Source organism: Brevundimonas sp., from assembly GCF_035626535.1.
Lineage (GTDB): Bacteria > Pseudomonadota > Alphaproteobacteria > Caulobacterales > Caulobacteraceae > Brevundimonas.
The window spans coordinates 1-18,215 of the sequence record NZ_DASPNO010000046.1 but is presented as its reverse complement, the minus strand read 5'-3'; the positions used below and the strand labels follow the sequence as shown (position 1 = coordinate 18,215).

The 18,215-nt window shown below is 69.5% G+C and carries 20 protein-coding genes and 1 tRNA gene; 4 read left to right on the top strand and 17 right to left on the bottom strand.

Going from position 1 to position 18,215, the window contains the following annotated elements; genetic code table 11:
* Positions 1–258 precede the first annotated feature (258 nt).
* From VEC04_RS06755 to VEC04_RS06720, 8 genes are all read right to left on the bottom strand, one after another.
* Positions 259–657: a hypothetical protein gene (locus tag VEC04_RS06755; protein ID WP_324775134.1), complete on the bottom strand. Its 399-nt coding sequence runs from the start codon at positions 655–657 to the stop codon at positions 259–261.
* Positions 623–1,018 (bottom strand): hypothetical protein, encoded by a 396-nt coding sequence (locus VEC04_RS06750; protein ID WP_324775133.1) that lies wholly within the window; start codon positions 1,016–1,018, stop codon positions 623–625. The genes VEC04_RS06755 and VEC04_RS06750 overlap by 35 nt, the downstream gene beginning before the upstream one ends.
* A gap of 26 nt (positions 1,019–1,044) precedes the next feature.
* The gene (locus VEC04_RS06745; RefSeq protein ID WP_324775131.1) at positions 1,045–1,842 is read right to left on the bottom strand and encodes a hypothetical protein; all 798 of its coding nucleotides are present in this window, start codon (positions 1,840–1,842) and stop codon (positions 1,045–1,047) included.
* A gap of 169 nt (positions 1,843–2,011) precedes the next feature.
* Complete coding sequence (locus VEC04_RS06740; RefSeq protein WP_324775129.1) at positions 2,012–3,061, bottom strand: enoyl-CoA hydratase/isomerase family protein; 1,050 nt, start codon at positions 3,059–3,061, stop codon at positions 2,012–2,014.
* 45 nt (positions 3,062–3,106) lie between these two features.
* Positions 3,107–3,394 carry a hypothetical protein gene (locus VEC04_RS06735; protein ID WP_324775127.1) on the bottom strand — a complete coding sequence of 96 codons (288 nt, stop codon included), beginning with the start codon at positions 3,392–3,394 and terminating at the stop codon, positions 3,107–3,109.
* A gap of 102 nt (positions 3,395–3,496) precedes the next feature.
* Positions 3,497–4,219 carry a hypothetical protein gene (locus VEC04_RS06730; RefSeq protein ID WP_324775125.1) on the bottom strand — a complete coding sequence of 241 codons (723 nt, stop codon included), beginning with the start codon at positions 4,217–4,219 and terminating at the stop codon, positions 3,497–3,499.
* Positions 4,220–4,253: 34 nt separating this feature from the next.
* Positions 4,254–4,571: a DUF6968 family protein gene (locus VEC04_RS06725; protein WP_324775123.1), complete on the bottom strand. Its 318-nt coding sequence runs from the start codon at positions 4,569–4,571 to the stop codon at positions 4,254–4,256.
* Positions 4,568–5,707 (bottom strand): isobutyryl-CoA dehydrogenase, encoded by a 1,140-nt coding sequence (locus tag VEC04_RS06720; protein WP_324775121.1) that lies wholly within the window; start codon positions 5,705–5,707, stop codon positions 4,568–4,570. The genes VEC04_RS06725 and VEC04_RS06720 overlap by 4 nt, the downstream gene beginning before the upstream one ends.
* 94 nt (positions 5,708–5,801) lie before the next feature.
* Here VEC04_RS06720 and hemB point away from each other — a divergent pair, with 94 nt between their 5' ends.
* Complete coding sequence (gene hemB, locus VEC04_RS06715) at positions 5,802–6,806, top strand: porphobilinogen synthase (RefSeq protein ID WP_324775119.1); 1,005 nt, start codon at positions 5,802–5,804, stop codon at positions 6,804–6,806.
* Here the strand turns inward: hemB and VEC04_RS06710 are convergent.
* Genes VEC04_RS06710 through VEC04_RS06690 form a run of 5 tightly spaced genes read right to left on the bottom strand, consistent with a single transcriptional unit; the run spans position 6,795 to position 10,921 of the window.
* A complete protein-coding gene (locus tag VEC04_RS06710; protein WP_324775117.1) occupies positions 6,795–7,595 on the bottom strand; it encodes an MBL fold metallo-hydrolase in 801 nt (266 codons plus the stop codon). The genes hemB and VEC04_RS06710 overlap by 12 nt on opposite strands.
* A complete protein-coding gene (locus tag VEC04_RS06705; RefSeq protein ID WP_324775115.1) occupies positions 7,592–8,380 on the bottom strand; it encodes a TatD family hydrolase in 789 nt (262 codons plus the stop codon). Before VEC04_RS06705 ends, VEC04_RS06710 begins: the two co-directional genes overlap by 4 nt.
* Positions 8,380–9,357 carry a DNA polymerase III subunit delta' gene (locus VEC04_RS06700; RefSeq protein WP_324775113.1) on the bottom strand — a complete coding sequence of 326 codons (978 nt, stop codon included), beginning with the start codon at positions 9,355–9,357 and terminating at the stop codon, positions 8,380–8,382. Before VEC04_RS06700 ends, VEC04_RS06705 begins: the two co-directional genes overlap by 1 nt.
* On the bottom strand, positions 9,354–9,980 hold the full coding sequence (gene tmk / locus VEC04_RS06695) for a dTMP kinase (RefSeq protein ID WP_324775112.1): 627 nt from the start codon (positions 9,978–9,980) through the stop codon (positions 9,354–9,356). Before tmk ends, VEC04_RS06700 begins: the two co-directional genes overlap by 4 nt.
* A gap of 38 nt (positions 9,981–10,018) precedes the next feature.
* Positions 10,019–10,921 carry a septal ring lytic transglycosylase RlpA family protein gene (locus VEC04_RS06690; protein ID WP_324775110.1) on the bottom strand — a complete coding sequence of 301 codons (903 nt, stop codon included), beginning with the start codon at positions 10,919–10,921 and terminating at the stop codon, positions 10,019–10,021.
* Positions 10,922–10,981: 60 nt separating this feature from the next.
* Between VEC04_RS06690 and VEC04_RS06685 the strand changes: the two genes are divergently transcribed.
* The 3 genes from VEC04_RS06685 to VEC04_RS06675 all read left to right on the top strand — a co-directional run bounded on the left by VEC04_RS06685 (position 10,982) and on the right by VEC04_RS06675 (position 12,722).
* A tRNA-Ser gene (locus tag VEC04_RS06685) sits at positions 10,982–11,071 on the top strand.
* 81 nt (positions 11,072–11,152) lie between these two features.
* Positions 11,153–12,121, top strand: a complete 969-nt coding sequence (locus VEC04_RS06680) for a hypothetical protein (RefSeq protein ID WP_324775108.1) — start codon at positions 11,153–11,155, stop codon at positions 12,119–12,121.
* 19 nt (positions 12,122–12,140) lie between these two features.
* Positions 12,141–12,722, top strand: a complete 582-nt coding sequence (locus VEC04_RS06675; protein WP_324775106.1) for a fasciclin domain-containing protein — start codon at positions 12,141–12,143, stop codon at positions 12,720–12,722.
* A 231-nt stretch (positions 12,723–12,953) separates the two neighbouring features.
* On the opposite strand, the gene VEC04_RS06670 is transcribed toward VEC04_RS06675, so the two are convergent.
* From VEC04_RS06670 to VEC04_RS06655, 4 genes are all read right to left on the bottom strand, one after another.
* Positions 12,954–13,781 (bottom strand): hypothetical protein, encoded by an 828-nt coding sequence (locus VEC04_RS06670; RefSeq protein WP_324775104.1) that lies wholly within the window; start codon positions 13,779–13,781, stop codon positions 12,954–12,956.
* Positions 13,782–14,066: 285 nt separating this feature from the next.
* Positions 14,067–14,315: a hypothetical protein gene (locus VEC04_RS06665; protein WP_324775102.1), complete on the bottom strand. Its 249-nt coding sequence runs from the start codon at positions 14,313–14,315 to the stop codon at positions 14,067–14,069.
* 106 nt (positions 14,316–14,421) lie between these two features.
* Complete coding sequence (locus VEC04_RS06660; protein WP_324775100.1) at positions 14,422–16,710, bottom strand: calcium-binding protein; 2,289 nt, start codon at positions 16,708–16,710, stop codon at positions 14,422–14,424.
* Between the two features lie 96 nt (positions 16,711–16,806).
* Positions 16,807–18,215, bottom strand: a 1,409-nt coding sequence (locus VEC04_RS06655) for a CTP synthase (protein ID WP_324775098.1), incomplete at its 5' end; no start/stop codon positions are given.

Genomic DNA, 18,215 nt, shown 5'->3' with positions numbered 1-18,215 from the left:
CCCCCGGACTCTCCATCGCCCGGGCTTCATCGCTCGACCACAGCCCGCCGCCATCGAGAACGTGGATCCGACGCCCTCCCCGTCCGACGGGATGGGACCAGTATGGGCCGGGTTTCTCCCCAGGCGCGTTCGTGACGCTGGACCGGAGGTGATGTCGTTCGAAAACAGCGGGTTGGCCGCGGAAAGTATGCGGACAGACGGCGGATTTGCAGCGCAGCATCGCGTTTCCTTCTCCCCCGGAGGGGAGAAGGAAACCGTTCAGCGCGGCTTTCTGAACCTCAGCATGAACTGGCTGGTCTTGCCGCGGATGGAGGGGTCGAAGACGCTGGCGGTGCGGGGATCGGCGGGGTCGGCGAGCAGGTCGCTTTCGGCCTCGAGCACAAAGCCGGCGGCGGTCACCTCGCGCTTGACCGCCTCGAGGTCGATGCGGTGCAGGGTGTCGGCGGCCGCGAGGTCCGATCCGGCGAGGGCGTGGTGGTCGACGATGACGTAGAGGCCACCGGGCTTGAGGGCGCGAAGGACAGCGGCGTTGACCTTCGAGGCGGTGTCGGCCGGGAACGGCGCGAGGTGCAGGTCGTGATAGTTCTGGGCCGTGAAGACCAGATCGAGGCCGGACGGGAACTCAGGCGCGCCGATCGGCGACCTGATGGCGTCCACATTGGGCAGGGCGTCGACCGCGGTCAGGCTCTCGCCGTAGCTGGCCTGGAAGCCGATGAACTCGGCCGGCTGCCAGGCGGGTGACGCGGCCTTCGGGCCCCACGGCGGCGGAGAAGACGCGGGTGAAATAGCCGCCGCCGATGATCATGTCGGCGATCTTCTGGCCGGGCCGGACCTGGGCGAAGGCGAGGGTTTCGGCGGTGTGGCGAGCCTCGTCACGGGCGCGGTCCTCGGCCGGGCGGACCGGATCGGCCAGGGCCGAGGCGTAGGAGGACGGCTCCTGCGGCGGCGAGGCCGGGGCGAAGGCCGCGACCGAGACGGCGGCCAGCGCGGAGGCGGCGATAAGCAGGGAACGAAGCATCCCTCTTCTCCTGTCGTTGCGAGAGTTTAGCCCGGTTTCCGGAAGCGATAGACGAACTGATCGGTGCGGCCGCGGATGGCCTCGTCGAAGACGTTGATCGTGCGGTCGTCGGCCGGATTCACCAGCGCGGTCGATTCGCCGTCGAAGACGAAGCCAGCGGCCTCGACCTCGGCGCGCAGCGAGGCGCCCTCGATGCGGTGCAGGGTCTGGACCTCGGTGTGCCCCGTGCCGGCGCGGCCGGAGTGGTCGATGACGATGAAATAGCCGCCCGGCTTGAGGGCGTTGAAGATGGCGCGGTTCATGATCGCCACATCGGTGTTGAAGGCCGGGATGTGGAAGTCGTGGTATTCCTGACTCATCCAGACGACGTCGAGCGGCTCCGGGAAGCTCATGGTGTTGAGGTCGCCGTTGACCCGCAGCACGTTCGGATAGGCGGCGACGAGCGCGTCGGCGCGGGGGTTCTCGCGCTCGGCGGTGCGGTTGGGCACGAAGGCGTAGACCTTGCCGGTTTCGCCGACGGTGCGGGCGAACAGGCGGGTGAAATAGCCGGCCCCGGGCCGGATGTCCGCGACCTTGTCGCCGGGCCCGATCATGGCGAAAGCGAGCATGCGGTCGGGGTGGCGGAATTGATCTCGCGCGACCTCGTCGGCCGGACGCAGCGGATCGGCGATGGCGGCGCTGTGAAGCTCGGCCAGCCGCATGGTCTCATAGGTGCGGTCGGCGATGCGGTCCTCGCGGCCGGCGTAGGGATCCGAGCCACAGGCGGCCAGGGTCGTAACGGCGGCGAGGACGGCGATGACGGCGAGCATCGACGGTTTGAGCATGATCGTCTCCTGAACCAGCGGCCACAGCCAAGCTCCGGAACGGGGGCGGATGCAAGAGGTTTGCGGTGAGGTCACCGCTGACGGTCGTCCCCCTCCCCGTCATCCTCGGGCTTGACCACCGGTATGGTCTGATCCTCGGGCCAAGCCCGAGGATGACGGCATTGGAGGATCAGGTAAGCGGCGTCCACTCCTCGTCCGCGGGCAGGGGCGCGAAAAGGCGGTCCAGTTCCGCGTCGGACACGGCGGAGAGGTCGGTGGGCGACCAGTTCGGGGCGTTGTCCTTGTCGACGATGACGGCGCGGACGCCCTCCTGGAAGTCGTGGGTGCGGACGACGCGGCCGCCGAGGCGGTATTCCATGGCCATGTTGTCGGCGAAGGACTGAAGCCCCGCGCCGGTGCGCAGCTGGCGCAGGGTGATCTTGAGGGACTGGGGCGACTTGGTTTTCAGGATGGCGAGCTGGGCCAGCGCCCAGTCGGAGCCGTCGGCCTCTAGGGCGGCGAAGATTTCCTCGACCGTGTCGAAGGCGAACAGGCGGTCGATGACCGGCAGATGGGGTTCGATCGGGGGTTCGCCGGCGTCGGCCTCCAGCCCGTCGGCCACGTCGATCGGGTGGGCCGGGTCGGCCGCGAGGACGGCCCGGAAGGCCTCCAGGGCGTCGGACGGCAGGTAGTGGCTGTGGATGCCGAGGAAGACGGTGTCGGCGGCCTTGAGACGGGCGCCGGTCAGGGCCAGCCAGACGCCGGTCTGGCCGGGCAGCCGCGGCAGGAACCAGCCGCCGCCGACGTCGGGGAACAGGCCGATTCCGGTCTCGGGCATGGCGTAGGTGGTGCGCTCGGTGGCGATGCGGACGTCGGCGGGCTCGCTGATGCCGACGCCGCCGCCCATGACGATGCCGTCGACGAGCGCGGTCACCGGCTTGGGATAGTCGAACAGCAGGTGGTTGAGCTTGTATTCGATATCGAAGAAGGCGCGCGCTTCCGAGGCGTCGCCTGCCCCGCTTTCGGCGATCATACGGACGTCGCCGCCGGCGCAGAAGCCGCGCTCGCCGGCGTGGTCGATCAGTATGGACTTGACCGAGTCGTCGTCGCGCCAGGCGAGCAGCGCCTCGATCATCGCCTCGCACATGGCGCGGTCCAGGGCGTGCAGCGCCTTGGGGCGGTTCAGGGTCAGGCGGCCGACGCCGGACTGGACGCGGGCGAGGACTTCGGATTCGCTCATGGGCGTCCGTCTAAGGGGCCGCCGGGAAACGGTCCAGCCCGGACGTCAGCCTTCGGGCCAGGCGAGGCGCTCGCAGGCCGCCGTCGGGTCCGAGCAGGCCCACAGGGTGACGGTGAAGGTGTCGCCCGGTCGCAGGCCGCCGATCGGGTGAAGCTCGGCCCTCGACATGCCGTTCAGGATGTTGCGGCCGAAGCGGGTGTAGGCGGGCGACTGGCGGTCGATCCGGCACCCGCGCACGCGGCCGCGGCCAGCCACGGTGCAGGTGACCTGGGCTTGGACGACGCCCTGCTCGCCCGAGGGAACCGTGGGGATCGGGATGCTGCGCCAGCGCACCTGATCGTCGCTCCAGTGGCGCGGCCCCTCGGCCGGGGCGTCTGCGGCGGGGTCTGGACGGCCAGAAAGAGGGCGAAAAGCAGGCTGGTCATCACCGACGTCTCAGGGGCTGGGGACCACGGTCATCTGGTAGGGAATGAACAGGGCGAGTTCGAGTGGACCCGACTGCCGCCAGGTGACCCGGTTCGACATACCCTCGACCTGGACCGCGTAGCCCTCGCCGAAGGTCGCCGCCGTGGTGCGGGCGTCGGCGGAGATGGCGGCGAGAATGGGCGCCCGGTACTGGGCCGGATTGACCACGGACAGCTGCCAGTCGCCGCTGATGTCGGCGAGCGAGCGGCCGACCGGCGCGACGCCGTCGACGAAGTCCTCGATCCGCTCCGAGGCGGCGTCGAGGGTGTCGCCCTCGCGGATCGGCGTCTTGACCACCAGGCTGGCGACGCTGGTGTCGCTGCGGCCGGGGTCCATGCCCAGCGTCAGGGTCGAGACCATGTCCTCGGTGAGCGGAACCAGCGTGCCGTCGTCCTCGATGCTGAGGTCGATGTCGGGGCGCCCGGCAGCGGCGCGGGCCATGGCGCGCAGCGTCTGGGTGATCTCGTTGCGGCGGCCAGGCGCATCACGGGTGTCGTTCACAACGCGGATCGCCACGATCAGGTTGTCGGCCCGGCGCTCCAGCTGGATCACGGGGACGTCGTCGGGATCCCATTCGATGGCCCGCGAGCCGGTGACGATGATCTCGTCAACGCCGACGTAGTTCGAGGCGTCCTGGGCGATTGCAGGCGAGGCCAGCAGGGCGACGGCGGCGGCGAAGGCTGACGATTTCATGGTGACGCTCCTCCCGGGCCGGAGGTTGGCACAGTCAGCCGGCGGCGTCACCGGGCGCCGGTCCGGCGGGAATGGGTGGAAGGCCGAGACCGCTGTCGCCGTCCAACCAGCGGGCGGTCGGAGCGTCATGCTCGATCCGGACGCCGGCCATGCCCATGGCCAGCAACAGGGCCTGGGTCGAGTCCACGCCCATGGAAAAGCCGCGCGCCTCGGGGCGGTCGAACCAGTGGATGACCCAGTCGCAGCGCCAGTCGCCGCGATCACGGACGGGCCTCATCCATTCGACGACGACGCGGCGCTCGACCCCGTCGACCTCGACGCCGAACTGCCGGTCGCAGACGAGGTCGCTCACTGCCGCATCATCTCCCGCGCCGTGATCACCCGCATGATCTCGTTGGTGCCCTCGAGGATGCGATGGACGCGAAGGTCGCGGACGATGCGCTCCAGCGGGTAGTCCTTGAGATAGCCGTAGCCGCCGTGCAGCTGCAGGGCCTCGTCGGCGATCTGGAAGCAGGCGTCGGTGGCCAAGCGCTTGGCCATGGCGCACCATTTGGTCGCGTCAGGGTGGCGCGTGTCCAAGGCCCAGGCGCCGCGCAGGACAAGCAGGCGGGCGGCCTCCAGCTGGGTGGCCATGTCGGCCAGCTTGAACTGCGTATTCTGGAAGTCGGCGATCGGCTTGCCGAACTGCTTGCGGGTCGTGACGTACTCCTGCGTCGTCTCCAGCGCGAGGCGGGCGCCGCCGAGCGAGCAGGCGGCGATGTTCAGGCGGCCGCCGTCGAGACCCATCATGGCGTAGCGGAAGCCGTCGCCCTCCTTGCCGAGCAGGTTGGCGGCGGGGATGCGGCAGTCGTCGAAGGCCACGATGGCCGTGGGCTGGGAGTTCCAGCCCATCTTCTTCTCCTGGGCGCCGAACGAAAGACCCGGCGTGTCCTTTTCCACGACGAAGGTGGAGATGCCCTTGGGCCCGTCGGCGCCGGTCCGGGCCATGACGACGTAGACGTGCGAGGTTCCGGCCCCCGAGATGAACGCTTTCGAGCCGTTCAGGACATAGTGGTCGCCGTCGAGCCGGGCCGTGGCGCGCAGGCCGGCAGCGTCGGAGCCCGAGCCTGGCTCGGTCAGGCAGTAGCTGGCGATCAGCTCCATCGAGACGAGGCGCGGCACATAGCGGGCGCGCAGATCGTCGGAGCCGAATCTGTCGATCATCCACGTCGCCATGTTGTGGATCGAGATGAAGGCGGCGGTGGAGACGTCGCCGCGCGACAGTTCCTCGAAGATGACCGCGGCCTCGACCCGGCCCAGCGCCATGCCGCCGTGCTCCTCGCCGGTGTAGATGCCGCAGAAGCCCATCGCGGCGGCGTGTTTCATCACATCGACGGGGAAGTGTTTGGTCTCGTCCCATTCGGCGCTGTGCGGGGCCAGCTCGGCGTCGGCGAAGGCGCGGGCGGCGTCCTGGATGGCGCGCTGGTCGTCGGTGAGGGCGAAGTCCATGGGGCGGTTCCTGAGTCGTTGAAGCGCTTCTATCCGAACCGGCGACAAACTGAACCCTCCCCCCGGCCGCGGAGCTTCGTCTATAAGCGCCGCCATGACCCAGCCGTTCGCGCCCGCCGCCTTTCCCTACGCCCGTCCCCGCCGGCTGCGCAGCGCGCCGTGGGTGCGCCGGCTCGTCGCCGAGACGGCGCTGACGCCAGCGGACCTGGTCTGGCCGCTGATCGTGCACGACGGCGCCGACGAGCGGGTGGCGGTGGCCTCGATGCCCGGCGTGTTCCGGCTGAGCCCGAAGGCGGCGGCGCAGGCCGCTGTCGAGGCGCGGGATCTGGGCATTCCGGCCGTGGCGCTGTTCCCCAATGTCGACGGCGCGATCAAGGACGGCGTCGGCACGGGCGCGACCGATCCGGACGGGCTGATCCCGGAGTGCGTCAAGGCGATCAAGGACGCGGCGCCGGAGATCGGCGTCATGACCGACGTGGCGCTGGACTGCTACACCGACCACGGCCACGACGGGGTGCTGGAGAACGGCCGGATCGTCAACGACGCGACGCTGGAGCGGCTGGCCGAGCAGGCCTTCATCCACGCCCATGCCGGGGCGGATATCGTCGGCCCTTCGGACATGATGGACGGACGGGTGCAGGCCATCCGCGAGGCGCTGGAAGCGAACGGCTTCTCCGACGTGATGATCCTGTCCTACGCTGCCAAATACGCCTCGGCCTTCTACGGGCCGTACCGGGACGCGGTGGGCTCGGCGAAGGCGCTGACGGGCGACAAGCAAACATACCAGATGAGCTACGCCAACTCCGATGAGGCGCTTCGCGAGGTGGCGATGGATATCTCGGAGGGCGCGGACGCGGTGATGGTCAAGCCCGGGATGCTGTACCTCGATATCGCCCGACGGGTGGTGGAGACCTTCCGCCTGCCGACCTTCGCCTACCAGGTATCGGGCGAGTATTCGATGATGCGGGCGGCCATGGCCAACGGCTGGCTGGACGAGGAGCGCGCCATCCTCGAGAGTTTGCACGCCTTCAAGCGGGCGGGCTGCGCGGGGGTGCTGACGTATTTCGCACCACAGGCGGCGCGGCTCCTACAGCGCTAACCGCGCCGTCCAGCCGTCGAACGCCACCTCGACATTCGGCGGAACAGCCGCCGACAGGGCGTTGTAGTCCAGATCGATGTGCAGGTTGGTGAGCACCGCCTTCCTGACGCCGGCGCGGGCGATCCAGTCCAGGGTGCGTTCGACGTGGGCATGGGTCGGGTGGGGGGTCCAGCGCAGGGCGTCGACGATCCACAGGTCGCAACCGCGGACGGCCGCGAGGGCCGCGTCGTCGAGGTCGGAGACGTCGCTGGAATACGCAACAGACCCCAGCCTGTAGCCGACCGATCGGATCGGGCCGTGAGCCTGGTCGAAGGTGACAACGGGAACAGGGCCGCCGGGGCCGTCGATGAACCAGGCTTGGCCGTGCGGCGGCAGGCCGCGGGCGTCGAGGATGGCGGGGTAACCCTCCATACTCTCGAAGATGTAGCGGAAGCGCTCGCGCATGGCGGCGTGGGTCGGGGCGTCCATGAAGGCGAGGATGCGGCGGCGGGCGCGCGTGGCGAAGACGCGCAGGTCGTCGACGCCGTGGGTCTGGTCGGCGTGGTCGTGGGTGTAGAGGACGGCGTCGACGTGCTTCACCTGCGCCGCCAGCATCTGGGCGCGCAGGTCGGGCGAGGTGTCGATCAGGACGCTGGTGACGCCGTCGGGTCCATGGCGGCGGACCAGCAGCGAACAGCGGGTGCGGTAGTTCCTCGGCTCGGCCGGGTCGCAGTCGCCCCAGTCCCCGTCGCCGCGGGGCACGCCGCCGGATGAACCGCAGCCAAGGATGACGATCTCCAGCTCGCTCATGCGCCCTCCAGCCGGGGAATGCGGTCGAACAGGGCGAAGAAGGCGTCGGTCGTGCGGGCCTCGGCCTCGTCGCGCGACCAGCCCCGGATTTCCGCGAGCTTGTCGAGCACGTGGGTCACCCAGGCCGGCTCATTGCGGCGGCCGCGATGCGGGACGGGGGCGAGGTAGGGGCAGTCGGTCTCGATGATGATGCGGTCGGCGGGCATGGCGGCGATGATGTCGCGCACCTCGACGGCGGCCTTGAAGGTGGCGATGCCGGAGACCGAGAACCAAGCACCCAGTTTCGCAACGTTTTCCGCCAGTTCCGGTCCGCTGGTGTAGCAGTGCATCAGAAAACGGAACGGCCCCCTCGCCTGCTCTTCGGTCAGGATGTCGGCCATGACGGCGTCAGCCTCGCGGGTGTGGACGACCAGCGGCAGGCCGGTGCGGCGCGCCGCCTCGATGTGCTGTCGGAACACCGCCGCCTGAACGTCGCGCGGGCTGAGGTCGTAGTGGAAATCGAGGCCGCATTCGCCGATGCCGATGACGCGCGGACGACCGGCCAGCTCGACCAGCCGGTCCGCGGTCAGGTCGGCGTAGTCCTTTGCCTCGTGCGGATGAACGCCGACGGTGGCCCAGATGTCCGCGTGGGCCATGGCCAGGGCGTGGGTCGCCTCGAAGGTCGACAGCTTGTCGGAAATCTCGACCATCAAGCCGACGCCGGCTTCGCGGGCGCGGGCGATGACGGCGTCGCGGTCCTCGTCGAACTGGGGGGCGTGCAGGTTGACGTGGCTGTCGATCAGCATCAGGCGCGGGCCTTGGTCCGCTGCAGGTCGGCCAGCGCCCCCGCGAGGACGTCGGCGCGGTCCAGGTTGATGGCGGCGGTGCGGTCCGGCAGGTCCGACAGCCGCTCCCACAGCTCGGCCCAGCGGGCGCCGGAGGCCCCCTCCTCCAGCGCGCGGACCTTCACGGCGGCGGCCAGCCGGTCTATCAGGGTTTCGAAGCGCTCCTGCCCGTCCGCGCCGCGGAATTTGTCGGCCACGGCCATGACCTCGGCCCGGTCGACCACCGGGGCGGCGACCCATGCCTGGGCCAGCTGGTCGGCCTCGAGCGTGGCGCCGGACGCCAGCGCCAGCGCCTGACCGGGCGAACCGGCGGCCATGCCGGCGATGCGGGCGGCCTCGGCCGAGGGCACGCCGGTGCGGTTGCGCACCAGCTCCTCCAGCGCGTGCGGCGGCCAGACCGGGAAGGCCAGCCGGCGGCATCGCGAGCGGATGGTGGCCAGCAGACGGCCCGGCGCGTGTGTCACGAGGAACAGCACGCCTCGCTCCGGCGGCTCCTCAAGAACCTTCAGCAAAGCGTTGGCGGCATTGAGGTTCAGGTCGTCTGCGGCGTCGATGATGGCGACGCGGTACTTCGCCTGCGAAGGGCTCTTGGAGAAGAACTCCGGCAGGTCGCGGGCCTGATCGACCGAGATGGATTTCTTCGTCTTGCCGCCCTCGACGGCCCGCTCGAGGATCAGCAGGTCGGGGTGGGACTGGGCCGTGATCAGCCGCGCCACCGGATCGTCCGGCCGAGTTCCGAGCAGGCCGCGCGAGGGATCGGGCGCGGCCCCGAGCAGGCGGCGGGCGGCCCGGTAGGCGAAGCTCGCCTTGCCCGACCCCTCGACCCCGCACAGCAGCCAGGCGTGATGCAACCTGCCCCTGTCGAAGGCGTCGAGAAAGGCCGCTTCCGCCGCGGCGTCGGGGACGAGATCGAAGCGGTCGCGCGGATGCTCGCTCACAGCAGCCGGGCCTCGACGGCGGCCCAGACCCGGGCCTCGACGGTTTCGGGGTCGCCCTCGGCGTCCACCATCACGCAGCGTTCCGGGTGGGCGGCGGCGATGTCGCGGAAGCCGCGCCGAAGCCGTTCGTGGAACTCCAGCCCCTTGGATTCGAAGCGGGTCTCGAACAGGCCGCGGCCGAAGGCCCGCTCCAGTCCGACCTCGACGGGCAGGTCGAAGACCAGCGTCAGATCGGGCTGGGTGTCGCCGACGATGGCGGCGTCCAGCGTCTCGATGAACGCGGCAGGCGTGCCGCCGCCCGCGCCCTGATAGGCGCGGCTGGAATCGGCGAAGCGGTCGCAGACGACCCAGCGGCCGGCCTCAAGGGCGGGGCGAATGGTGCGCTCCAGATGATCCGAGCGGGCGGCGAACATCAGCAGGGTTTCGGTCAGTGCCGACCAGCGACCGGGGTCGCCGTTCAGGGCGATGTTGCGGATGTCCTCGGCGCCGTCGGAGCCGCCGGGCTCACGGGTCTGAAGAACCTCCATATCCCGGGCGCGCAACCGTTCGGCCAGCCGGGCGACCTGGGTCGATTTGCCGGTCCCCTCGCCGCCCTCGAATGTGATGAATCTGCCTTGGGTCACGGGGGCACAATGGCGGCCCCGGCCCGGTTCGCAAGGGTCTAGACGCCCGAAATCGTCGTGGCTTCGGGATAACCCCGCGACATCACGGCGCGACGGGAACGCTCGGCCGCCCCGGCGTCCGGCCATGGCCCGACCAGCACCCGGTAGCGGCCCGGACCCGCCACATCGACCGTGGCGCCGCCGCCCAGATGATCGGCGGCGCGGCGGGCCTCACGGGCGTCGGACCATGTCCCCGCCTGGACCCAGACCCCCGGACGGTCCGGGGCTTCAGGCGATGATCCCTCCGCCGCTTCGGGCGCGGCTGCCGGCGGCGGCGGGGTCAAGGCGACCTGGGTATAGGGAACGGGGGCGCGGTTGGGCGCCGGTTGCGCCCCGGCATGCTGGAGGACCTGACCGCCGCCCAGACGCGGCGCGCGCCCGAGATAGCGGACCCTCACCTCGCCCACTCCGGCCCGTCGCAGATCCAGCGCGTCGGCGGCGCCGCGCGACAGGTCGATGATGCGGCCGTCGACGAAGGGGCCGCGGTCGTTGACGCGGACGACGACGCGGCGGCCGTTGGCGAGGTTGGTCACCTCCACGAGGCCAGGCAACGGCAGGGTCTTGTGGGCAGCGGTCAGGGCGTTCATGTCGAAGCGCTCGCCGGTGGCGGTGGGGCGGCCGTGGAACTGGTCGCCGTACCAGGAGGCCATGCCGGTCTCGTCGTAGCCTGGCTGTTCTTCCGGCTGATACCAGCGGCCGCGGATCTGGTACGGGCGCATCGTGCCCGAGATGATCGGCGCCGGGTCGGTGACGACGGGAACCGCACCGCGGGAGCCTCCTGCATCCGGCCGGGCTCCGCTCACGCAGGCGGCCAGCAGCGACAGCAGGCCGGCGGCCAGAACACCCTTGAGAAATTTCGCAGCCATGGCCCCGCCCTCGATGGAGCAAAGGATGGCGAACAAGATTTCCGCTTTGGTTAACGGCAGGTTTGGCGGTATGCGGCGGGTCCGCTCGATGGGCACGGACAGGTGGCCGAGTGGTTTAAGGCAGCGGTCTTGAAAACCGCCGTAGGTGCAAGCCTACCGTGGGTTCGAATCCCACCCTGTCCGCCAGCGCTTCCCGCCGGGCGCCGCCGAAAACAGGAACACCGTCGGCTCCCGGACGTTTCGGGACCTCGACGAGAGGTTCCTCCCATGAACAAGATCATTCCGACCGCCGCCGCCCTAGCCCTGGCGCTCAGCCTCCCGCTGGCGGCCGAGGCGCAGAACAACGGCAAGGGCAACGGCAACGGCCGCGATAGCGCCCAGGACAGGGGCGGCGGCCACGGCGCCGACCACAGGCAGGACCGCGGCGACCGCCGCCGGGGCGGCGACGAAGGTCCCGGACGCGGTCAGGAGCGTGCGGACCGCGACCGGCCGGATCGTTCCGACGTGCGCGAGATGGCGCGCGTCCGTGACTCTCGCGGACAAGGCCGCGGCGAAGGCCAGGGTCGCGGCCGGGGCAGTGACGACGACCGGGACGACCGGCGCGTGGAGCGCGCGCCCCGGGTCCTTGATCTGGATGACCGGACGGTGGTCGTGTTCCGCGCCGAGCCGGACCGGGGCCTGATCGCAGGCTGCCCGCCGGGACTGGCCAAGCGCAACAACGGCTGCCTGCCGCCGGGGCAGGAGCGCAAGATCGCCCGCGCCCGCTACGACTGGCTGTGGGACCGCGACCCCGACTTCGACTGGCGCTATGACGACGGCTATCTCTACCGGCTGGACCGGAGCGGCTCGGTGACGGGCTGGCTGCCGGCGCTGGGCGGAGCGCTGGTCCCGGGCGCGGTGTGGCCGCAGCAGTACGCCTATCAGCCGGTGGCGCCCTACTACACCGACTATTTCCGGCTGAACGACCCGTATGATTACCGCTATGCCAACGGGGCGCTGTACGGCGTCGATCCGAGGACGCAGGCGATCACCCAGGTCGTCGCGCTGCTGACCGGCCAGCCGATCACGGTCGGGCAGCCGATGCCGGCGGGCTACGACGTCTACAACGTGCCCTACGCCTATCGCGACCGCTACATGGACACGGCCGACAGCTGGTACCGCTACAACGACGGCTACGTCTACCGGGTCGATCCCACCACCCAGCTGGTCCAGGCGGCCATCCAGCTGCTCACTTGATCCACGGGGAGATACGGATATGCGAACCCTCATGCGCCGGGCGCTGACGCCCTTCGCCGTCGTCCTGCTCGCGGCCTGCGGCGGCGACAATGACAAGGCCGTCGGAGACGCCGCGGAACAGGTCGAGCCCTCGTCCCGCACCCTGGCGGCGACGCTGCAGGCCGAGGACGGATTCGGCACGCTGGGCCGCGCCGCGACCAACGCCGGGCTCAAGAACGTGCTGGACGGCGTCGGGCCCTACACCCTGTTCGCGCCGGCCGACGCGGCCTTCGCCGCCGGCGGGGCCCCGACGGACGTGACCGACGAGAGCCGGCGGGCCGAGAGCGCGGCCCTGCTGCGGGCGCATATCGTTCCGGGCGCGCTGACGCGACGGGACATCGCCGCGGCACTGGAGCGGGACGCCGACGGCAGCGTGCAGATGCGGACCATGGCCAATACCCTGCTGACCTTCTCGCGCGACGGGGAAGCCATCGTGGTGGCCTCGGAAGGTGGCGCGCGGGGCCGTCTGACCGGCGAGGAGCGGCTGGCGAGCAACGGCGTCATGCAGCCAGTCGACGGCCTGCTGATCGGGCCTGAAGGCGGGCCGACCCCGGCGGCCTAGCGCCGATCGCAAACCGGGAGTCGAGCGCCGTCTCCGCGCGTCGTGGCCACGTCACGATGTCAGGCGTATGATTGTCCCGAAGGGGAACGGAGGCCTGCGAATGTTCGAGGCTCTACGCTGCGCCTGGAAAGGCCATCTGTTCGTCGACAGCCGTAGCCGGCCGGGCACGCAGGTCTGCGTGCGATGCCGAGAACGGCGCCTGTTCGAGGGTCTCGAACCCCCCGGCCCCCGCTAGAAGTCGGTCCAGGCGGCTCCGGGATCGGGGACGGTCAGGAAGACCTCCTCGATCGGCCTGGGCGGAGCGTCGGGGACCTCCAGCAGGGCGACCGGGATGGCGGCGGGCGCGGACGTCGCCGTCAGATCGAGGATCTCGCCATCGCTGAAGCGGATGCGCTCGACGCCGTACAGGCTGTCGAGGCCGTCGCGGCCGGCCACGCTGTCCTGGATGGTGAAATGATCGCCGGCCGAGCCAACGGCGTAGTCGGAGCGGAGACCGGACATCACGACCGTGTCGACGCCGCCGTTCCCGTGGACCGTGTCGTCGCCCTGACCGCCGGTGAAGGTGTCGGCCCCGCCCGCCCCGGTCAGGACGTTGGTGACCGAATTGCCGGTCCCGGTAAAGGCTCCGGTTCCGGTGTAGGTCAGGTTCTCGAGCTGGCTGCGCAGGAGGTGGGCCGCCAGCGTGGTCTCGACCGTGTCGGTCCCCTCACCCGCATTCTCGACGAGCGTGTCGGCGGCCGTTACGACATAACGGTCGTCGCCCAGGCCGCCGTGGAAGACGCCATCTCGCATCAGCGTAGCGGTCAGCGAGCTGAAGACGTCCAGCCGCTCCGCACCCGATCCGCCGTTCAGGACGTCAGAGCCGTAGGACGTATCCGTCGAGCCTCCGCCTCGCAGGATAAGGACGTCGTCGCCATCGCCGGCGGACAGAATGTCGTTGCCGACGCCGCCATCCAGCTGATCGGCGCCGGAGCCCGTCCAGAGCTGGTCAGCGCCCTCGCCTCCGTAGGCGTCGATAGCGTTGATCGCGGCTGTGGCGTCCAGCCAGTCGTTGCCCACGCCCCCGTCGAATTCGACGAGGCCTGTCAGGTCCGTGCCGCTCAGATCCCCGATCGTCAGGTGATCGACGCCGCTGTAGGTGGTGTTGATCCGGCCGTTGTTCTGGTAAAAGGGGCCCGGGTCTATCGAGCCCGTGCGGCCCAGGAAGCTGAAGGTCTCGACGCCGTTGGCGGACCGTCGATCTGACGGTGCTGGTCGACGCGCCCTAGGTGACGACCTGCTCCATGGCGAAAACCACGGTTCCGCCCGCTCCCGCCATCAGGGAGAAGGTGGCGATGTCGATCGTCAGGTCGAGGTCCAGATCGCGATAGATGCGGTTCCGGGCGCCCTCGACCCGGAGCAGGTCGATCCCCAGGCGCCATCGATAATGTCGTTGCCGTCGCTGTCGCTGACCGCCTCGTTCGTGCGGTAGATGAAGGTGTCGTTCCCGCCGAGCCCGTTCAGGGTGTCGTCGCCGCGCGCTCCCCGGATCACGTCATCGCTATTGGAGCCGTTGAACGTGTCGGCCCCGTCGGTTCCAACCCAGAACGTCATGCCCGTCTCCATGCCCCCAGGCGCCGACGCTTCATCCGTCGGTCGACCCGAGGTCGTCATTTGGGCACCCGTGAACGTCGACGTTCAATCGATCGCTATGGCCACCCTAGTCGTGCCAGCCGGCGCGGGAATCCGGAAGCGTCAGGAAGATGTCGTCGATCGGTCCGGCCGGAGCTCGCGGCGCCTCCAGAAGAGACTCCGGTATGGCGGGGGCGGCGGACGGGGTCAGGTCGTAGATCTCGCCGTCGCTGAAGCGGATTCGCTCGACACCGTAGAGGGTGTCGATACCATCGCGGCCGACCACGCTGTCGCCGATGGTGATGAAGTCGGCGCCGGCCTGGATGGTGTAGTCGGCCCGGACGCCGGACATCACGACCGTATCGACGCCGCCGTTCCCACGGATGGTGTCGTCGCCCTGCAGGCCCCTGAAGGTATCGGCGCCGGCGGCGCCGGCGAGGACGTTGTTCTGGGTGTTGCCGGTCCCGGTGAAGGCGCCCGCGCCGGTGTAGGTCAGGTTCTCGAAGTGGTTGCGCAGGGTGTAGGCCGCCAGCGTCGTTTCGACGGTGTCGGTCCCCTCTCCGGCGAATTCGACCAGGGTGTCGTTCGCGGTCATCACATAGCGGTCGTCGCCAAGGTCGCCCTGCATCTGGTTGGCGGCTCCGTTTCCGCCGATCAGGACGTCGTTTCCGGCCAGTCCGGCCAGGGTGTCGGCCCCGATCCCGCCGCTCAGTACATTGGCCCCGGCGTTGCCGAGCAGCACGTCGTTGAAGGCCGAGCCGTTGGCGTTCTCGATGCCTTCGAAAACGTCGACGCCGCCGTCGCCGTCATCGCTCGTTCGGCTGTTGGCGATCGAGACCACGACCCTGGCGCCGGCCGCCGAATAGTCCACGGAGTCGAGCCCGCCGCCGCCGATGAACTGATCGTTGGCCAGTCCGCCCCGGAAGGTGTCGGCCCCCTCGCCGCCCTCGAGCCGGTCGTCGCCGCCCATGCCGATCAGAACGTCATTGCCCGAGCCGCCGACGATCAGATTGTCCTGGGCGCCGCCTGTGCCGGTGAAGGCGCCGGCGCCGGTGTAGCGCAGCACCTCGACGTGATCGCGCAGGGTCAGGGCCGCCAGCGCCGTCTCGACGGTGTCCATGCCCTCGCCGGCGAACTCCAGCACAGTGTCGCCGGCGACCGACACGACGTAGCGGTCGTCGCCCTGGCCGCCCTGCATCTGGTTCGCCGCGCCGGCCCCGCCGATCAGCACGTCGTCGCCGCCGAGCGCGATCAGATAGTCCGCCCCGGCGCCGCCGGTCAGGATGTTGACCGCGCCGTCGCCGATCAGGACGTCGTTGAACGCGGAGCCGGTCAGGTTTTCGATGCCGTTGAGGGTGTCGACGCCGCCATCGCCGTCGTTGGTGGCCACCGGCTGGGCTTCATCGAGGGTGACGAAGACGCCGGATGCGGCCGTCGAATAGTCCGCCGCGTCGAGCCCGCCGCCGCCCTGCAGGCTGTCGTCGCCCGCGCCGCCGACGAGGATGTCGGCGCCGACGCCGCCGACCAGCACATCGTCTCCGCCCATGCCGTAGGCGCGGCCGAAACCCTCGATGCGGTTGTTCCCGTCGTTGCCCCGGCCGATGGCGGTGGCGCTGTAATTGATCGTCGGCCCGCCGTAGAAATAGCTTTCACGCCCGCCGTGGAACAGGTTCTCGACGTTCGCGGCCAAGGTGAAGTCCTGGTAGATGGTGTAGACGGCGTCGGTCCCCTCGCCCTCAAGCTCGACGATGGTCGAAGTGGGCGTGGCGTAATAGATGTCGTCGCCTGCGCCTCCGACCAGCTCCCCTCCGCCGACGAGCGAATCCGCGCCGTCCAATCCGTACAGGTGATCGTTGCCGGCGACCGCCCCGCCGATGAGCATGTCGGCGAAATTGGTGCCGAGGACGGTGAAACTCGTGACGCCCGGTCCACTGATGCGGGCGGTGATCCCGTTCAGATTGGTTCTCGCATCAAGGAGGACGTCGAAAATCACCGGCGCCTGGAAGGCATGAATCACGAAGGCGGAGAGCTGCGAATTGGAGCTGAGGACGAAGTCCGCACGCTCGGTGGCCCAGGCTGTGAAATAGACCAGGTCCGACCCCCCCGATGCCGGTCGATAGGCGTAGAACTGGCTGGCGTTGAGGCCGACCGACAGGGTTCCGGTGAGGTCACCGAAATCGGCATGCACCGCGTCGTAGCCGGCGTCCCCGTAAAAAGTGTCGCCGGCAAAGGAGTCGCTCGGGGTTCGGACCCAGAAAAGGCGGTCGTTCCCCTCGAGACCGTTGATCGTGTCGGTCCCGCCCAAGGGGTAGAAGTCGTCGTCGCCGCTCGTCCCCGTCAGGGTTTCCGAGCTGTTCGTTCCTGTGAATACAGGCATGGCGATCCTCCCAGGACCGTCATTCAACACCCTTAACACCATGGCACAACCCGGGTGGAGGGCCCGCCGCTCGTGGAAAGCCCCGTTTGCGGGCGCTCAGACCAGCCGGCTCTGCACCACGGCGGCCTCGATGAAGCCAGCGAACAGGGGATGCGGGGCGAAGGGGCGGCTCTTCAATTCGGGGTGATACTGCACGCCGATGAACCACGGATGGTCCTCGCGCTCCACGGTTTCGGGCAGGACGCCGTCCGGCGACAGGCCGGCGAAGGTCAGGCCCGCCTTCTGCTCGATGGCCTCGCGGTAGTTGATATTGACCTCGTAGCGGTGGCGGTGCCGTTCGCTGATCGTCGACGAGCCGTACATCTGTGCGATCTTCGAACCCGGCTTCAGCGTCGAGTCATAGGCGCCGAGACGCATGGTGCCGCCCATGTCGCCGCCCTGCTGGCGCAGGATGCGCTGGTTGCCCTGGGTCCATTCGGTCATCAGGCCGACGACGGGCTCGGTGGTCGGGCCGAACTCGGTCGAGGAGGCCTTCGGGAAGCCGGCCAGGTTCCGCGCCGCCTCGATGACCGCCATCTGCATGCCGAAGCAGATGCCGAAATAGGGGATTTTGCGCTCGCGGGCGAAGCGGGCTGCCTCGATCTTGCCCTCGGCCCCGCGCTCGCCAAAGCCGCCGGGGACCAGCACCGCGTGGGCGCCCTGCAGACGGGCCTCGCAAGCCTCGCGGTCGCCCTCGAAGGTCTCGGCCTCGACCCAGTCGATGTTGACCTTGACGTTGTTGGCCACGCCGCCGTGGTGCAGCGCCTCGATGAGGGATTTGTAGGCGTCCTTGAGCACCGTGTACTTGCCGACCACGGCCACAGTGACCTCCCCGTCGGGGTGCAGGCGGCGGCGGGCGATCTCCTGCCAGCGCGACAGGTCGGGCGCGGGCGCATCGGCGATGCCGAAATGGGCCAGCACCTCGGCGTCGAGGCCCTCGCGGTGATAGTCCAGCGGCACCGCGTAGATGTCGGCCGAGTCCATGGCCTGGATGACGCCGCTTTCGCGCACGTTGCAGAACAGGCCGATCTTGCGCTTCTCCTCGGGCGGGATCGGATATTCGCAGCGGCACAGCAGGATGTCGGGCTGGATGCCGATCGAGCGCAGCTCCTTGACCGAGTGCTGGGTCGGCTTGGTCTTCATCTCGCCGGCGGTCTTGATGAAGGGCAGCAGGGTCAGGTGGACGAAGCAGCTCTGGCCGCGCGGCAGGTCCTGGCCGAGCTGGCGGATGGCCTCGAAGAACGGCAGGCCCTCGATGTCGCCGACCGTGCCGCCGATCTCGACCAGGACGAAGTCAAAGCCTTCGTTGCCGGTGAGCACGAAGTCCTTGATGGCGTTTGTGACATGGGGAATCACCTGGATCGTCGCGCCGAGATAGTCGCCGCGCCGCTCCTTGGTGATGATGTCGAGATAGATCCGGCCGGTGGTGACGTTGTCGGCCTTGGTGGCCGGCACGCCGGTGAAGC

Bases quoted from the DNA above. Each gene is read 5' to 3' on its own strand.
- VEC04_RS06750 (WP_324775133.1), bottom strand. From the start codon at position 1,018: ATGCTTCGTTCCCTGCTTATCGCCGCCTCCGCGCTGGCCGCCGTCTCG.
- VEC04_RS06745 (WP_324775131.1), bottom strand. From the start codon at position 1,842: ATGCTCAAACCGTCGATGCTCGCCGTCATCGCCGTCCTCGCCGCCGTT.
- VEC04_RS06740 (WP_324775129.1), bottom strand. From the start codon at position 3,061: ATGAGCGAATCCGAAGTCCTCGCCCGCGTCCAGTCCGGCGTCGGCCGC.
- VEC04_RS06730 (WP_324775125.1), bottom strand. From the start codon at position 4,219: ATGAAATCGTCAGCCTTCGCCGCCGCCGTCGCCCTGCTGGCCTCGCCT.
- VEC04_RS06720 (WP_324775121.1), bottom strand. From the start codon at position 5,707: ATGGACTTCGCCCTCACCGACGACCAGCGCGCCATCCAGGACGCCGCC.
- hemB (WP_324775119.1), top strand. From the start codon at position 5,802: ATGACCCAGCCGTTCGCGCCCGCCGCCTTTCCCTACGCCCGTCCCCGC.
- VEC04_RS06710 (WP_324775117.1), bottom strand. From the start codon at position 7,595: ATGAGCGAGCTGGAGATCGTCATCCTTGGCTGCGGTTCATCCGGCGGC.
- VEC04_RS06705 (WP_324775115.1), bottom strand. From the start codon at position 8,380: ATGCTGATCGACAGCCACGTCAACCTGCACGCCCCCCAGTTCGACGAG.
- VEC04_RS06680 (WP_324775108.1), top strand. From the start codon at position 11,153: ATGAACAAGATCATTCCGACCGCCGCCGCCCTAGCCCTGGCGCTCAGC.
- VEC04_RS06675 (WP_324775106.1), top strand. From the start codon at position 12,141: ATGCGAACCCTCATGCGCCGGGCGCTGACGCCCTTCGCCGTCGTCCTG.
- VEC04_RS06665 (WP_324775102.1), bottom strand. From the start codon at position 14,315: ATGACGTTCTGGGTTGGAACCGACGGGGCCGACACGTTCAACGGCTCC.
- VEC04_RS06660 (WP_324775100.1), bottom strand. From the start codon at position 16,710: ATGCCTGTATTCACAGGAACGAACAGCTCGGAAACCCTGACGGGGACG.